This is a genomic window from Oleidesulfovibrio vietnamensis (assembly GCF_055388115.1).
On record NZ_AP042419.1, the window covers coordinates 2,384,657 to 2,398,606 of the forward strand.

Consider the following 13,950-nt stretch of genomic DNA (forward strand, 5'->3'; position numbering starts at 1 on the left):
CTTCTTGCTCCGGCTTTTTTTTAGGCCCGTATCCGGACACCACAAACAAAAGGCGCATCCGCCACATGGCGGATGCGCCTGAAAAGAGCCTTTCCGGCAATATGCGGTTACAGCGGAATAATAAGAGTACGGTCGGCCACCAGTTTGCCCACACGGTACAGATACACCACATATGCAAGACCAAACGTGATGACAGCCAGTATGATCCATAAAATAAGATGACCAAGCTGACTGCCGAGATCAAGGTCGCACTGCAGCCTGCCGACTCTGCGCCCGCCGGAAACAACATATGTCCGGCTGACAACAAACCGCGCCAGTGCATAGGGGTAGATAAATGCTCCTATCCCCAGAGTAAGCACGGAAATAATGATCCACAGCACAGCATGTCCGATGCATTCGGCCATGCTCAGGTCGCAGTCAAAACGCCCGTTGAACATCAGAACTCCTTACGTTTCAGGCAGGTGATCGGCACACATCCACAGGACGCACAGCCGCATGCGCCCCGGCGTCATGCCGTGACGTTTGCCGTCCTGTTACCATAACTTTTCCAGAAACGGTAGAGTTCACCCACATTTTGTGAGGTCAGCAGCGGCATGGCAGCACTCAGCATATCCTGCGGCCACTCCCACCACGCCATTTCAAGCAGCATGGCCACACTTTTCTCATCAAACCGGACACGCAGCTGCCTGGCGGGCATGCCGGCCACCACGGCGTACGGAGGCACATCAGAAGTGACCACAGCACGCGAAGCAATGACAGCCCCGTGCCCGATACACACTCCCGGCATGATCATGGCTTCGGCTCCTATCCACACATCGCTGCCCACCACCGTATCTCCGGCCGGCCTGTAGCCGTCACGGGCACCGGAAAATTCGGCATTGCCTGCGTAGTAGAAGGGAAAAGTGCTTATCCAGTCGGTACGGTGCCCCTGATTGCCCGCCATGACAAAGCTGGCGCCCGTTCCGATGGAGCAGAAGCTGCCTATGATCAGCCTGTCTACGGTATCCGGTTGCGGCATAAGATAGCGGACACAGTCTTCAAACGGGTGGTTGTGGTAATACCCTGAATAATAACTGTAACGGCCGACTGTTATGTTCGGATTGCTTACCTGCTCATGCAGGGGAATGCCCTTGAACGGACTGGTGAAGATGCTGTCTTTAGTCATAATGTCCACAGCGTTATACCATACTGCGGGCAAAAGCTAGATACCGAAATAAGAAGTGATCAGCGCACGCGCACGCGAAGTAAGCGACGGCAGGTCGGGTTTTGATACCTGATCGTCAGCGCCCACGGCCTCACCTTTGTGCCTCAGCGCTTCAGTTATCAGCGAAGAAAACAGCATTACCGGCAACTGTTTGAGCACAGGGTCATCCTTGATGCGCCTTGTCAGGTTGTGGCCGTCCATTTCCGGCATTTCAATGTCGGATACCACAAGCACCACAAAATCGCTCAGCGGGCGTCCCTGTTCCTGCGATTCCTTTTTCCAGGCTTCCAGCTGCTTCCACGCTTCCAGCCCGCTGCTGGTGGCCGTCACGTCAAAACCGGCTTTTTTCAGCGTCGCACCTATCATGTTGCGGATCGAAGAAGAATCGTCCGCAATGAGCGTTTTCAGATTATCACCGGAAACACTCTCTTCGATGCGTTCTGCGTGGGCTTTCAAATCAAGATGCGGATTCATTGAAGCAACAATGCGCTCCATGTCCAGCAGAAAGACGATGCGATCTTCAAAACGCACAACGCCTGTTATGGATTCATTGCTGAACCGGTGCAGATACGCATCCGGAGCTTCGATCTGACTCCAGCTGAGACGGTGAATGCTGGTAACCGAAGACACCAGAAAAGCCGTAATGGTGCCGCTGAATTCCGAAACAATGACTTTGGCTCCGGGGGAATCCAGACTGCCCTTTTCCAGCCACCGGGCAAGGTCGATGAGCGGCAGCACCCTGCCCCGCAGCGAAAAAGTACCCAAAGCCGCAGGATGATGCGTACCCGGCAGACCCACCACATCAGGACGCCGTATAATTTCAAGCACCTTTGCCACGTTCATGGCATAGTGGCCTTTATACAGAGTGCCCTCCGCATCGTGCTCTTCTATGATAAACTCAATTATTTCTAACTCGTTTGTGCCCGATTCCAAAAGGATGTTGCTCTGTGACATAAGTCACCCCCTATCTTCATACTATGCACGGGGAAGAAGGGAGTTACAAGCCCCGCCGCGTTATTCCTTTCACACTATCAAAACATTGCGCCGGACCGGGCTTCGCGCAGGGCGCGCGGGGAGGCACGGAAAGGATTGGGCGCCACCGGCGGCACGGACAAAGCTGCCGCCTGACTGAAAGGCGTGCCTGCAAGGTGCCTGTTGTAGGCATGATACATAAGAGGCTCCAGCGTCAGCACATCTTCGGCATTGTAGGCCAGCAGGGTTTCAAGAACACGCTCGTCGCCTGTTCTGCGGAAAAGATTCCACAACAGCACGGCCATATACCCGTCCACGCCCTCCAGTTCGCCTCTGTCAAATCCAAGGCAGTGCTCGATATGCTTCAGGCCGCCCCCCAGTCCGAGCGCTCTGAATACATAACGCAGATCCACGTGCCCCGCTGTCATGCGCATATCAAGCGCCCGCTCCAGAAAAGGCACATCAAAGCATTTACCGTTGAACGTTATCAAAAGGTCATAGGCAGCCATGTCTTCTGCAAAATCATGCAGATTGCGCCCGTGCACATATGTACGCACCTGCCGCCCGTCGTACAGGGCGATGGTGGTCACATGTGCCGACGGCCACGACAATCCCGTTGTTTCAATGTCCACGTAGGCGGCATTGCAGCGGAACGGATCAAAAAGGCGCCACTGCATATTGGCGGGCAGACTGCCCCCGAACCACGCAGCGTCGGCGGATTCCAGCCGGGCAAGCGATTCTTCGGCACCGCGGCGCAGCCGGTCGCCGTTTTTTCCCAGCAGCTTCTGCGGCGCATCCAGCGCATCTTCCCAGGTCAGCACACCCTTGTCCCACAGGCTGCGTTCAGTGCCTGCACCGACTCCCGGCAGATGACAGAACGTATTTTTAAGCATCAGACACCGGCCTTGCGGGCAGACGCACGCGCTGCCGTTTTTTTTCCCTGCACCCCTTTGCGCGGGCAGAAATCAAACATTTCACACTCATGGCACAACGGTTTGCGGGCATCGCACACATGCCGCCCGAACCACACCATGCGGTGGTTCACGTCGCCCCACTCCGCACGGGGAAAAAGGGGCATCAGGTCTTTTTCAACCACAACCGGATTATCCGATGCGGTGAACCCCATGCGGAAGGCTATACGCTTCACATGCGTGTCCACCGCCAGCCCCTCGTTAATGCCGTATCCGCCCCAAAGCACGATGTTAGCCGTTTTGCGGGCCAGCCCGGGCAGGGCCGTCAGCTCATCCATGGTACGCGGAACCTGCCCGCCGTGCAGGCGGGTTACCATATCTGCCGCGGCTATGAGATTTTTTGCCTTGTTGCGGTAAAAACCGGTGGAATGCACAACTTCTTCCACCTCTCCCTGCAAGGCCTGCGCAAGCTCGGCAGGGCCCGGCCAACGCCGGAAAAGCCCGGGGGTGACTTTATTCACCCTTTCGTCCGTGCATTGCGCGGCAAGCACAGTAGCCACCAGCAGTTCCCACGGGGTACGCGCATCAAGATGCGTGGCAGGAGCCGGATACCTTTTTTTCAGCAGCGCCAGAAAAGCCGCCGCACGTTCTTTCTTTTTCATTTACATGACCACCTGAGGATGAAAATCATACTGTGCAAAGCATACGGGCATACAATATCCCCGAAAAGAATCCGCGGCACAGGGCTTTGCACCCCGAAATTATTGCCGTTACCGCAGCTTTGCTGTACATAAGCTGTCGCGCGACGCACCACACCGTAACTCCGGAGGACACCATGGCAAAAATACTGTACATGACCGCCCCCGATGAACAGGAAGCACGGCGCATAGGCCGGATTCTTGTAGAACGCAGACTTGCAGCCTGTGTCAACATTCTCGGACGGATCGAGTCCATTTTCCGGTGGGACGGCCAAGTGCAGAATGAAAGCGAAGTCGCTTTCATCGCCAAGACATCGGACGACAGAGTCGAAGATGCTCTTGCCGCCGTAGCGGAACTGCACGGCTACGATGTGCCGTGTGCTGTCGCACTTGCCGTTTCAGAAGGGCTTCCCCCTTTTCTCAACTGGATAGACAACGAAGTACGAAAGGAGCGTTGAGCACATGTCCATTTTTATTTCCGGATCGCTCGCATACGATCGGATAATGAACTTCCCCGGCAAATTCAGCGATCATATTCTGCCGGATAAAATCCATATTCTCAACGTCTGCTTTCTTATCGACAGGCTGGAAGAAAAACGCGGCGGCACGGCGGGCAACATTGCATACTCACTGGCTCTGCTGGGCGAAAAGCCGACCATACTTGCCACTGTGGGCAAAGACTTTGACCGCTACGAAGAAGTGCTGACCGGTCTGGGACTGCCACAGGACGGCATCCGGAAAATGGACGACCAGTTCACCGCCGGAGCCTACATTACCACCGACCAGAGCGACAACCAGATCACCGGATTCAACCCCGCAGCCATGAGCCACCCTTGCGGGTACCAGTTTAACGGCGTCATCCCCGAAAACGATCTTGCCATCGTCTCTCCCGGAAACCTGCAGGATATGGTGGAACTGCCGCGTAAATTCCGCAGCATGGGCATGCGCTATATTTTCGACCCCGGCCAGCAGATCACTGCGCTTACCGGTGACAGCATGCTGGAATGCATCAACGGTGCACACATGCTGGTAAGCAACGACTACGAACTGGAAATGATAATGAAAGCCACCGGCCGCACCAAAGCCGAACTGCTGACCATGACCGATTACATCATCACCACCCTCGGTGAGAACGGTTCGCGCATAGACAACGGCGAACCTGTCATGGTGGGCATTGCCAGACCGCGGCAGGTGCTTGACCCCACAGGCGCAGGCGACGCATTCCGCGCCGGTCTGCTCAAGGGTCTAACCGACGGGCTGGATGTGGCCGGAGCCGCAAAAATAGGCGCCACTTGTGCCAGCTTCTGCGTAGAGCATTACGGCACACAGGAGCACTCCTTCACCCCTGAAGAGTTCAAGGCCCGCCATCAGGCGGCATTCGGGGCGTAACAGACCGTCTTGCATAAAAAAAGAGGCTGCCGCGTATGACGTGGCAGCCTCTTTTTTTATGGCGGTTGCGCGGCAGTACCCCTGCGGCGTCACTGATGGTCCGCATGCTTTCTGCTGCCGGAATACAACTCGTATTCCAGCAGGCGGCATTCTATTTTGGCACTGTGAAAAGGAATGCGGCGCGAAGTGCGCAGTCCCACGTTACCGGCCAGTTTCATGTTGCCGGTAAAAACATACCCCGTGTATCCGCCGCAGCGCTGTTTGAAAAAATCACCCACAGCCCGGTAGACACCCTCCAGCTGAGCAGCATCTCCGAGACGGGCGCCGTACTCCGGATTCATGATGATCACATCGCGCCCTTCAGACGGCTGAGGAATGTCGGTCTGCGTAAAATCACAGACGCCGAACTCGATAAAACCGGCAACACCGGCCCGTACCGCGTTTTCCTGCGAAGCCTTTACCGCCTCGGGCACAATGTCGGTTGCAATGACCCGCCCCGATATCTCTCCTGTTTCCTGCGCTTCCGCCCTGTCAAGCAGGGCGTCCCATATCTCCGGTTTATAACCGGGCAGATGCATGAAGCAGAAAGAATCACGCAGCAGCCCCGGTGCGGAGTTCATGGCCATGAGCACGGCTTCCACAGCCAGAGTACCCGAACCGCACATGGGGTTGATCAGATGCCCACCGCCCGGCCAGCCGGCAGCCATCAGAACAGCGGCCGCCAGAGTTTCCTGCATGGGGGCCTTCCACGGATTTTTTCTGTATCCCCTGCGTGAAAGCGGCTCGCCGGAGGTATCGACATACAGCCGGCACCAGTCATCATGCCAGTGCAGAAACAGCACTACCCCCGTCTGCAGCGGTCCCGAATCGGGGCGTCTGCCCGTACGGCTCCGTATCCTGTCCACCACCGCATCCTTCAGCCGCTGATTGGCAAAACGGCTGTCACGTATGGTGGGGTTGTCAACGGAAGACGCTATGCTCACATACCCTTCAGGGGCGATAAACAGTTCCCAGTGAATGCGCGAAGCCGCCCTGTACAGCGCATCGGCATCACGGGCACGAAACGCGGCTACCTGATACAGCACCCTGTTGGCCGTGCGCAGGTGCAGGTTCATCCGCATGCAGTCATTCAGGTCGGCCTGCACCTCCACACCGGCGGGCAGTTCATTGCGGGGCGTAAAACCCAGCGCCTTCAGTTCCGTCGCCAGCAAGGCCGAAGCCGCCAGCGGACACGTTACAAGCACAGTGCTTTTATGTGAAAAATCAGCCATCAGCTGCAAAATTCCTTACGTATTGCTCCGTCACGCCACGCTCGCGGCAAGCGCTGCGGCCTTGCGCAGCAGGTCCTGCTTCAGTGCGGCATAGTCGTGACGGCGCATGGTTTCAAATTCATCTTTTGTATAGCGCATCTGCAATTTATACATATTGGCAGAGGCATTCCCCTGCGCTTCGGGCTGCTGCAGCGCCGCCTTGCCGCTGCGTTTCATATGACGCACGGCAAGATGCCCCTGATAGACCGGCAGTCGGCCCTGCAATACCTGCCGCAGGTCATGCTCCAGATCGTCATACTGTGAAGGGGAGTAACGCAGGTCAAATCCGCCGCCGGAGCGCAGGGCATCCAGCAGAAAAAGATGGCAGCATCCGGTCACCGTGGCACAGGGCCGCATGTAGGTGAACTGCCCGAAATCCATATCCTGATGCTGCAGCATGGAAACCGCAAAGCGGCGCTCACCTTCGGCAGCCACCTGTTCGGCCGACTGCGGCTGCGGAGCGTCGAGATGCATATCCACCGACTGTATCAGCGCGGGGTTGGCATGGTCCACCACTCTGCACCCCCACGCGGCTGCATGGGGATAGCGCTGCATGGCCGCGCCCATGCGCCCCAGCCAGTCGGCGGGCAGTTCAACGTCGTCGTCGCAGTAAGCCACCCAGCGGCAGCCGTCAAGTTCCGTAAGATGCATAAGCCAGTTGCGGGCTGCAGGGGCCCCCACATTGCAGGGCAAGGAGACAGTCAGCAATCCGTCGCCAAGGTGTTCCTTCCAGCGGGCAAGCACCCCGGGTGTTGCATCGGAAGAACCGTTGTCCAGCACGATAATGCGCGCATCATCCAGCCGCGAAGCGGCAAGGCTGCCCAGCGTGATGTCAAGACAGGCAGCCTTGTTGTATGAATAAAGCAGCACAGCCCCCCTGCCTTCGGGCATCCGGCATGCCGTATGGGTTCCGTCAGCCACGTCAGACAGGCGCAGCAGCAGATTGCTGTCCCAGCCGCGCAGCGCAAAAGCCGTCTGCCACAGCCGCAGTGCGGTATCCTCGCGGCCGCAGCGGGTCAGGGCCTCTGCGGCGCGGGTCAGGTGTTCCGTCATTCCGGCGGAATGCGGCCAGACGGACTCATAAAGCGCTGCAGCCTGCTCCGCATCACCCCGCATCAGGTGCATGTCGGCAAGCAGCCGCGTACGCACCGGCAAAGGCAGGGAAGTTGCTCCGGCAATGACGGCTTCCACGCGGCCGGTGTCGCCTTCGTAACCGGCCAGCGCAAGCTGCTGCTGCAGCCAGTAGGCGTTATCCGGCTCCCGTGCGGTCTGCTTTTCAAGAAACCCCATGGTCAGGGCTGTGTCACGCTTCTGAAGCAGACGCTGATAATACCGCTGATCCTGCGGTACGCTCCACCCCTGCCGCATGTGCTGTGCAACACTGCGCACAGAATCCGGCAAAAAAGGCTGCATGTCGTCAAGAGCAAGCAACTGCGCGGCGGTGCCGCCGTCCAGCGGATCCGCGTCCCATGCCGCACAGATAAGGCTTCTGCCGGTTTCAAGCAGCATGCCGCCCACTCCGGCCCTGCCGGCCTTCTGCGCTTCCATGGCCTTCTGCAGGGCCATATCTGCCAGATAAAGCCGGTGCATCTTGCCGGTGCCGCCTTTGGCAAGCTCATTCATCATGTCCGTGCCGCCGGCCGCTTCCATGGCATTCCAGTCAAAAAGCACAGCGCCTCCTTTTCTCCAGACCGGAGTTGACATACTATACAAAGGGTTACAAGATGATCAGATACAGTGCGCACGTCTTTTGCGCAATCATTTTAGCCGCGCGGTGCAGCCCCGTCCACCGTGTTACACCGCTTCTGCGCGCGTACTGCGCATACTCTGCAATATGATGAATGATCACCGCACCGACACGTTGCTCCGGCTGTGCGAAACAATGCCGCTGTGGCAGCTGGGAGTCGAAGGACTGAACATACGCCTGATGCATGCGGAACAGGGGCTGCGGACACTGACCGCAGCGGCGCCCGACGCCCTGCCCGTCACGGTGTCCGGCGCTGTTGCCGCCCACATTTTGTGGTCATGGCAGAAGCATCCCCTCGACCGCCGTCTGTGCGGCTATGTGACAGCGCTCTTTGCAGGACACCCGTCCCACGACCGGACGGTTGCACTGGCACACGCCGTGCTGCAGCGCAATGCAGTCCCCCCGGAATATGAGACATGGCGCGCTCTGGCAGATGCCGATCCGCAAGGCGCAATGCTCCGGTGCATCAACCATATCGCGGACGAAAAACATGCCTGTTTCTGGCTGGGGCAGGCCTTTGAGCTCTGCCTTGCGCAGCCGCATGACGGCTTGTGGGAGAAAGCAGCGCAGGCACTGCCCGTCTTTGCCGGAGCGGACATACTGGCGGCCCGCCTGCAGGCCGAATACCGGGTGTGCATGCTGGAACAGAACAACGCTGAACATGCGGACAAAGTCCGCAGCCTGCTGCGCCGGCTGGAAAAAGAAGCCGGACCGCTTTTCGGCCTGTGGGTAGCAGAAATGCAGGTTGAAACCGCATTGAAGTGTGCCGATACCCGTGCGGCGCACAGTGTGCTGCAAGCGCTCTGGCGGCAGCACCCGTGGCATCCGTCCCTCACTCAGGGGCTGTACAGCCTTATGCACCCCGCGCCACTGCAGCACCGGACCGTGCGTGACAATCCGCCTGCCATCCTGCTGTATTCATGGAACAAGCCCGGACTGCTGCGGCGCACGCTGCAAACCCTGCGTGATTCGGACATGGGCAACGCCCCCGTATTTGTGCTCGACAACGGCTCTGACCGGCGCCCCGCCGCAGAGACTGCGGAAGATATGCAGACCATGCTGGAAACCATGCGCGCTCAATGGCCCGCGCAGCAGCTGCACACCCTGCGTCTGCCCGTGAACATAGGGGCCCCTGCCGCCCGCAACTGGCTGCTCTCACTGCCGCAGGTACGCCGGCATCAATGGGCTGTTTTTCTGGACGATGACATTCTGCTACCGCCGCAATGGCTTGTTCCGCTCATGAGCGCGGCACTGGAGAATCCGCGCACGGCCACGGCCGGATGTACGGTACTCGACCACACCCCGCCCTATGCCGTGCAATGCGCCGATTTTTTCCTCATCCCGCCGGATATGGGCACCCGCAGCTTTTCCGACATTGAAGAACAGATGCATGTATACTGCAATGCGGCCGGAATCCGGTCGGTGCTGGCAGGCATGCACACCCGCCCGTGCCTTTCCGTTTCCGGCTGCTGTCATGCACTGAACATGCGTGCTGTTGAAGAATGCGGTCCGTTCGACATCCGCTTTTCTCCGACACAGTTTGACGACCTTGAACGCGATATCCGATGTGCACAGGCCGGTTTCGCCACGGTGTACACAGGCAGCGTGCGCATTCCGCACATGCAGCATTCCAGCATGCGGCAGGCCGGTGCTCCGGCCAAGCTGGGGCACATCATGGGCAATAAAATAAAACTGGAACACCTGTATCCCGCCGGTTCCGTACAGGCCGTACGCGAACAGGCGCTGGAAACGGCACGCAGCGACCTGCTGCGCAAGCACTCCACCCTATGCAAAGATATTCCCGCAACATGAACACTACCACACCCCTTTCAATCATCATACCTGTCTGGAACCAGTGGCATCTGACACGGGCCTGTCTGGAAAGCCTGCGACAGCACACTCCCGGCGACTTTTTTGAAGTCATCGTGGCGGACAACGGCTCGGGAGACGAAACAGCCGTCCAGCTGGCTCCCCTCGGAGAGAAACTGTTCGGACGCATGTTCCGGCGCATAAGGCTGGACACCAATCAGGGCTTCGGACCGGCCTGCAATCTGGGTGCAAAGAGCGCCCGCGGTGAAATGCTGCTGTTTCTCAACAATGACACGCTGCTCACCTCAGGATGGCTGCCTCCGCTGATGAAGGCATTTGACGAGGACGCCAGGCTGGGCGCGGCGGGACCGCTGCTGCTCTATCCCGAATCGGACAGGGTGCAGCACGCGGGTATCGTTTTCACCCCCGCACTGCGCACACAGCATCTGTACGCCAACTTTCCGGCAGACCATCCCGTGCTGCGCACCCGCAGAACGCTGCAGGCCATCACCGGTGCCTGTCTGCTCGTTCCTTCCGGACTGTTCCGGCAGTGCGGCGGTTTTTATGAAGGCTACAAAAACGGCAGCGAAGACCTTGAGCTATGCTGCCGCATCCGCGAGGCGGGCAAAAAGCTGCGCTGCGTCACTGAAAGCAGGGTCTACCATCTGGAAAGCCAGACGCCGGGCCGGGGCGACGATGACGATACGAACGCGGCCCTGCTCAACCAGCGCTGCAAAGGCTGCTTCGGGCCGGACATGCACAGGCATGCGGCACGGGACGGCTACCGGTTTGCCATCACGCCATGGCTGGAATCGTACATAACGCTTGCAGAAGAGCGCGAGACAGCGCTTACATCATCCATGACCGGCGCCGGAGCAGGCGCAGGCGGAGAGTTCAACGCGGCGGCCTGCTGGCAACTGCTGCAGCAGGAACCGCTGTGGCAGACAGGATACGCTCTGCTGGCCGGTTTTCTGGAACAGAACCGGCTGTACGCCGAAGCCAGCGGGGTACGCCTGCTTCAGACGTACTTTTTTCCCATGCTTCCCCATTACCGCCAGCTGGCCGTCACGGCAGCCATGGCCGGAAATGAAAGTCTGGCAGCACAGGCGCAGGAAAAAGCAGCCCATATCAACGGGCTGCTTGAAGATGTGGGCGCACTGACCAAAAAAGCGGCAGGACTGGCAAACTGGGCCAGAAAAGCTGGAGAACAGGAGTTGCAGCACCTGTATGAAGGCTGGCTGAAAGAACTGGGTCTGTTATAGCTTCCCCCACAAAAAAAACCGGCCGCGGTCATACCCGCGGCCGGTTTTTTATCGCCTGAACGCTGCATGTCACGCGGCGGCTGATTGCGTCCGTCAGAGTCCGCCCCCACACACGGGCCGTGTCTATACGCAGCACAACCAGCAGAAAGCTGAAAACTTATTTTGCCAGCCACTCTTCCAGCACCGCAGCGTATTCTTCTTCGGTATATGTGGGAGTCTCGTATTTACCCGCCTGCTGACGCTGCCGCGAAGCCTCGGACAAAATAACAGCCGCCGCCACCGAAACATTGAAGCTCTGAATCATGCCGAACATGGGGATATAGACTTCACCGTCCACTATTTCCATAAGCTCGGCGTCCACCCCGCGGTGTTCGTTGCCCATAATGATCGCCGTGGGACCGGTCATGTCCCATTCGCGCAGCGGCCGGGCCGAGGGCGAACAGCTGGTGGCAAGAATACAGCATCCTTTTTTTCTGAGCGCAGCGGCCAGCTGTGCCGGATCTTCGTGCCTTTCAGTCTCCACCCATTTGCGGGCAGATGCCGAAGAGCGTCCGCTGAGCGGGGGAAAAGGGGTATCCGTATAGTACAGATGGACTCTGGAAACGCCGAAAGCGTCGCAGCTGCGGTAGATGGCCGACACATTGTGCGGATCGTGTATATTTGCAAGCACAAGAGTAAGGTCTTTCTGCCTCAGCGACAGCACCCTCTTGATTTTCTCCACCCTTTCTGAAGTACGTTCTCTGGTCATATCATTTTCATCCGTTCATATCGTTCTGACTTTTCGGTTCCGTGCATAAATCCAGCGTTACATACAGCGGAACGGGCCTGCTGTCACCCCGTGCCTGCGGCACAGCAGCGCCAGGCCGGACACTGCATAACGTGATGCCTGCCGCGGGGTTGTCAGCCAAAAGATGGCACAACCTGCTAAAAAAGCGAGCCTTTGTTCCAAGCCACTGACTTTTTTTCATATATTGCCGCCATGCTCTATTGAAAAGTCCCGTTTCGTCCGGTAGAACGGCAAAGGCATTCGCGACAGCTTCGGGCTTGTGCGCGAACAGCGCCCTGCTGTCAGGAAACGGCACAGGCTGCAGCTGTCTGCCATTGACCTTTTTCCCCAATAACGGCCTGAAACCCCGATATTTTTCAGGCGTGTTTCCGACACAACAAGGAGGCAAGGAACGGTGAACCGTTGGAGTTTTTCTCAACTTATGACCGCAGTGTTCACACTCACGGCGGTTTGTCTGCTGCCCTGTCTGGCGCTGGCTGCAGGCGGGCATGGTGCTCCTCATCTTGACGGGGCTGAACTGGGCGTCATGTGGGTTATTCCCTTTGCCTGCATGCTGCTCTCCATCGCCATATTCCCCCTCACCGCACCCCATTTCTGGCATCACAACTTCGGCAAGGTGGCTGCGTTCTGGGCATTGGCATTCATCATTCCCTTCACTGTAAAATTCGGTTTTTCACTGGCGCTGTACGAAGTTATTCATACTCTTTTCCTTGAATACATACCCTTTATCATACTGCTGCTGTCTTTGTTCACAGTTGCAGGCGGGGTACGCCTGAAAGGTTCTCTGGTGGGCACCCCTGTGGTCAACACCGGCCTGCTGCTCATCGGTACCGTACTGGCCAGCTGGATGGGTACCACCGGTGCCGCCATGCTGCTCATCCGTCCGCTGCTGCGCGCCAACGCACACCGCAAATACAAGGTGCATTCCGTCGTATTCTTCATTTTCCTTGTGGCCAACATCGGCGGTTCGCTGACTCCGCTGGGTGACCCGCCTCTGTTCCTCGGCTTCCTGAAAGGCGTGTCCTTCTTCTGGACCACCATCCATATGCTGGTACCCATGCTGTTTGTGGCTGCAATCCTGCTGGCACTCTTCTTCGTTGTCGACACCATGCTGTTCGCCAAGGAAGGCAAGCCGGTTCCCCCCACCGACGCATCCGGTGAAAAGCTGGGACTGGAAGGCAAGATCAACCTGCTCCTGCTGGTGGGCGTTGTCTGCTCGGTACTGCTGAGCGGTCTGTGGAAGCCCGGCATCAGCCTTGATCTCTACCACGTGCCGGTTGAACTTCAGAACATTGTCCGCGATGTCCTGCTGCTGGTCATCGCCGGTCTGTCTCTGAAGCTTACCGATCCTGAAAGCCGCAGAAAGAACGACTTCAACTGGTTCCCCATCATCGAAGTCGCCAAGCTCTTCTCCGGCATTTTCATCTCCATGATTCCGGCCATCGCCATTCTGAAGGCCGGAGAATCCGGTGCACTGCGCAGTGTTATTGAAATGGTGAGCCACAACGGCCAGCCTGTGAACGTGATGTACTTCTGGCTCACGGGTCTGCTGTCCAGCTTCCTTGACAACGCGCCCACCTACCTTGTGTTCTTCAACACCGCAGGCGGCGACGCCGTGCACCTGATGAACGACCTGTCACACACGCTGCTGGCCATTTCCGCCGGTGCTGTGTTCATGGGGGCCAACACCTATATCGGTAACGCTCCCAACTTCATGGTACGTTCCATCGCTGAAGATCAGGGCGTCAAGATGCCCAGCTTCTTCGGCTACATGATGTGGTCGGGCGGTATCCTTATCCCCGTCTTCATCCTTGTGACGTTCGTTTTCTTCTAGTCGGGCCTGGAAGAAAGCAGAAGCATG

General features: G+C 57.9%; 13 protein-coding genes. 5 read left to right on the forward strand and 8 right to left on the reverse strand.

Features of this window, described 5'->3' with window-relative positions; all coding sequences use genetic code 11:
* Window positions 1-107: 107 nt before the first annotated feature.
* From ACZ5D1_RS10670 to nth, 5 genes are all read right to left on the reverse strand, one after another.
* Window positions 108-437, reverse strand: a complete 330-nt coding sequence (locus ACZ5D1_RS10670; RefSeq protein WP_011367460.1) for a DUF6693 family protein — start codon at window positions 435-437, stop codon at window positions 108-110.
* A 71-nt stretch (window positions 438-508) separates the two neighbouring features.
* Window positions 509-1,165 (reverse strand): type B chloramphenicol O-acetyltransferase, encoded by a 657-nt coding sequence (gene catB, locus ACZ5D1_RS10675; protein WP_011367459.1) that lies wholly within the window; start codon window positions 1,163-1,165, stop codon window positions 509-511.
* A gap of 36 nt (window positions 1,166-1,201) precedes the next feature.
* A complete protein-coding gene (locus ACZ5D1_RS10680) occupies window positions 1,202-2,158 on the reverse strand; it encodes a chemotaxis protein (protein ID WP_011367458.1) in 957 nt (318 codons plus the stop codon).
* Between the two features lie 77 nt (window positions 2,159-2,235).
* Window positions 2,236-3,069 carry a ribonuclease H-like domain-containing protein gene (locus ACZ5D1_RS10685; protein WP_273191977.1) on the reverse strand — a complete coding sequence of 278 codons (834 nt, stop codon included), beginning with the start codon at window positions 3,067-3,069 and terminating at the stop codon, window positions 2,236-2,238.
* Window positions 3,069-3,749 carry an endonuclease III gene (nth, locus tag ACZ5D1_RS10690; RefSeq protein WP_011367456.1) on the reverse strand — a complete coding sequence of 227 codons (681 nt, stop codon included), beginning with the start codon at window positions 3,747-3,749 and terminating at the stop codon, window positions 3,069-3,071. The genes ACZ5D1_RS10685 and nth overlap by 1 nt, the downstream gene beginning before the upstream one ends.
* A 173-nt stretch (window positions 3,750-3,922) precedes the next feature.
* On the opposite strand from nth, the gene cutA reads away from it, so the two are divergent.
* Both cutA and ACZ5D1_RS10700 read left to right on the forward strand, forming a co-directional pair.
* The gene (gene cutA / locus ACZ5D1_RS10695) at window positions 3,923-4,243 is read left to right on the forward strand and encodes a divalent-cation tolerance protein CutA (protein WP_011367455.1); all 321 of its coding nucleotides are present in this window, start codon (window positions 3,923-3,925) and stop codon (window positions 4,241-4,243) included.
* A 4-nt stretch (window positions 4,244-4,247) separates the two neighbouring features.
* A complete protein-coding gene (locus ACZ5D1_RS10700) occupies window positions 4,248-5,174 on the forward strand; it encodes a carbohydrate kinase family protein (RefSeq protein ID WP_464554865.1) in 927 nt (308 codons plus the stop codon).
* Window positions 5,175-5,263: 89 nt separating this feature from the next.
* Here the strand turns inward: ACZ5D1_RS10700 and ACZ5D1_RS10705 are convergent, their stop codons facing one another.
* Complete coding sequence (locus ACZ5D1_RS10705; RefSeq protein WP_464554866.1) at window positions 5,264-6,445, reverse strand: THUMP domain-containing class I SAM-dependent RNA methyltransferase; 1,182 nt, start codon at window positions 6,443-6,445, stop codon at window positions 5,264-5,266.
* Between the two features lie 30 nt (window positions 6,446-6,475).
* Entirely contained in the window at window positions 6,476-8,155 is a 1,680-nt protein-coding gene (locus ACZ5D1_RS10710) for a glycosyltransferase (RefSeq protein WP_464554868.1), read from the reverse strand.
* A gap of 163 nt (window positions 8,156-8,318) precedes the next feature.
* On the opposite strand from ACZ5D1_RS10710, the gene ACZ5D1_RS10715 reads away from it, so the two are divergent.
* Window positions 8,319-10,043, forward strand: coding sequence for a glycosyltransferase family 2 protein (locus ACZ5D1_RS10715; protein WP_464554869.1), 1,725 nt, complete (start codon window positions 8,319-8,321; stop codon window positions 10,041-10,043).
* On the forward strand, window positions 10,040-11,302 hold the full coding sequence (locus ACZ5D1_RS10720) for a glycosyltransferase family 2 protein (protein ID WP_464554871.1): 1,263 nt from the start codon (window positions 10,040-10,042) through the stop codon (window positions 11,300-11,302). Before ACZ5D1_RS10715 ends, ACZ5D1_RS10720 begins: the two co-directional genes overlap by 4 nt.
* 157 nt (window positions 11,303-11,459) lie before the next feature.
* On the opposite strand, the gene ACZ5D1_RS10725 is transcribed toward ACZ5D1_RS10720, so the two are convergent.
* Entirely contained in the window at window positions 11,460-12,050 is a 591-nt protein-coding gene (locus tag ACZ5D1_RS10725) for a TrmH family RNA methyltransferase (protein ID WP_464554872.1), read from the reverse strand.
* Window positions 12,051-12,510: 460 nt separating this feature from the next.
* On the opposite strand from ACZ5D1_RS10725, the gene ACZ5D1_RS10730 reads away from it, so the two are divergent.
* A complete protein-coding gene (locus ACZ5D1_RS10730) occupies window positions 12,511-13,923 on the forward strand; it encodes a sodium:proton antiporter (RefSeq protein ID WP_041276856.1) in 1,413 nt (470 codons plus the stop codon).
* Window positions 13,924-13,950: the final 27 nt, after the last annotated feature.

What these genes read in the sequence shown, in the direction of transcription:
- ACZ5D1_RS10670 (WP_011367460.1), bottom strand. Translation starts at nt 437, where the DNA reads ATGTTCAACGGGCGTTTTGACTGCGACCTGAGCATGGCCGAATGCATC.
- catB (WP_011367459.1), bottom strand. Translation starts at nt 1,165, where the DNA reads ATGACTAAAGACAGCATCTTCACCAGTCCGTTCAAGGGCATTCCCCTG.
- ACZ5D1_RS10680 (WP_011367458.1), bottom strand. Translation starts at nt 2,158, where the DNA reads ATGTCACAGAGCAACATCCTTTTGGAATCGGGCACAAACGAGTTAGAA.
- ACZ5D1_RS10685 (WP_273191977.1), bottom strand. Translation starts at nt 3,069, where the DNA reads ATGCTTAAAAATACGTTCTGTCATCTGCCGGGAGTCGGTGCAGGCACT.
- nth (WP_011367456.1), bottom strand. Translation starts at nt 3,749, where the DNA reads ATGAAAAAGAAAGAACGTGCGGCGGCTTTTCTGGCGCTGCTGAAAAAA.
- cutA (WP_011367455.1), top strand. Translation starts at nt 3,923, where the DNA reads ATGGCAAAAATACTGTACATGACCGCCCCCGATGAACAGGAAGCACGG.
- ACZ5D1_RS10700 (WP_464554865.1), top strand. Translation starts at nt 4,248, where the DNA reads ATGTCCATTTTTATTTCCGGATCGCTCGCATACGATCGGATAATGAAC.
- ACZ5D1_RS10705 (WP_464554866.1), bottom strand. Translation starts at nt 6,445, where the DNA reads ATGGCTGATTTTTCACATAAAAGCACTGTGCTTGTAACGTGTCCGCTG.
- ACZ5D1_RS10715 (WP_464554869.1), top strand. Translation starts at nt 8,319, where the DNA reads ATGATGAATGATCACCGCACCGACACGTTGCTCCGGCTGTGCGAAACA.
- ACZ5D1_RS10720 (WP_464554871.1), top strand. Translation starts at nt 10,040, where the DNA reads ATGAACACTACCACACCCCTTTCAATCATCATACCTGTCTGGAACCAG.
- ACZ5D1_RS10725 (WP_464554872.1), bottom strand. Translation starts at nt 12,050, where the DNA reads ATGACCAGAGAACGTACTTCAGAAAGGGTGGAGAAAATCAAGAGGGTG.
- ACZ5D1_RS10730 (WP_041276856.1), top strand. Translation starts at nt 12,511, where the DNA reads ATGACCGCAGTGTTCACACTCACGGCGGTTTGTCTGCTGCCCTGTCTG.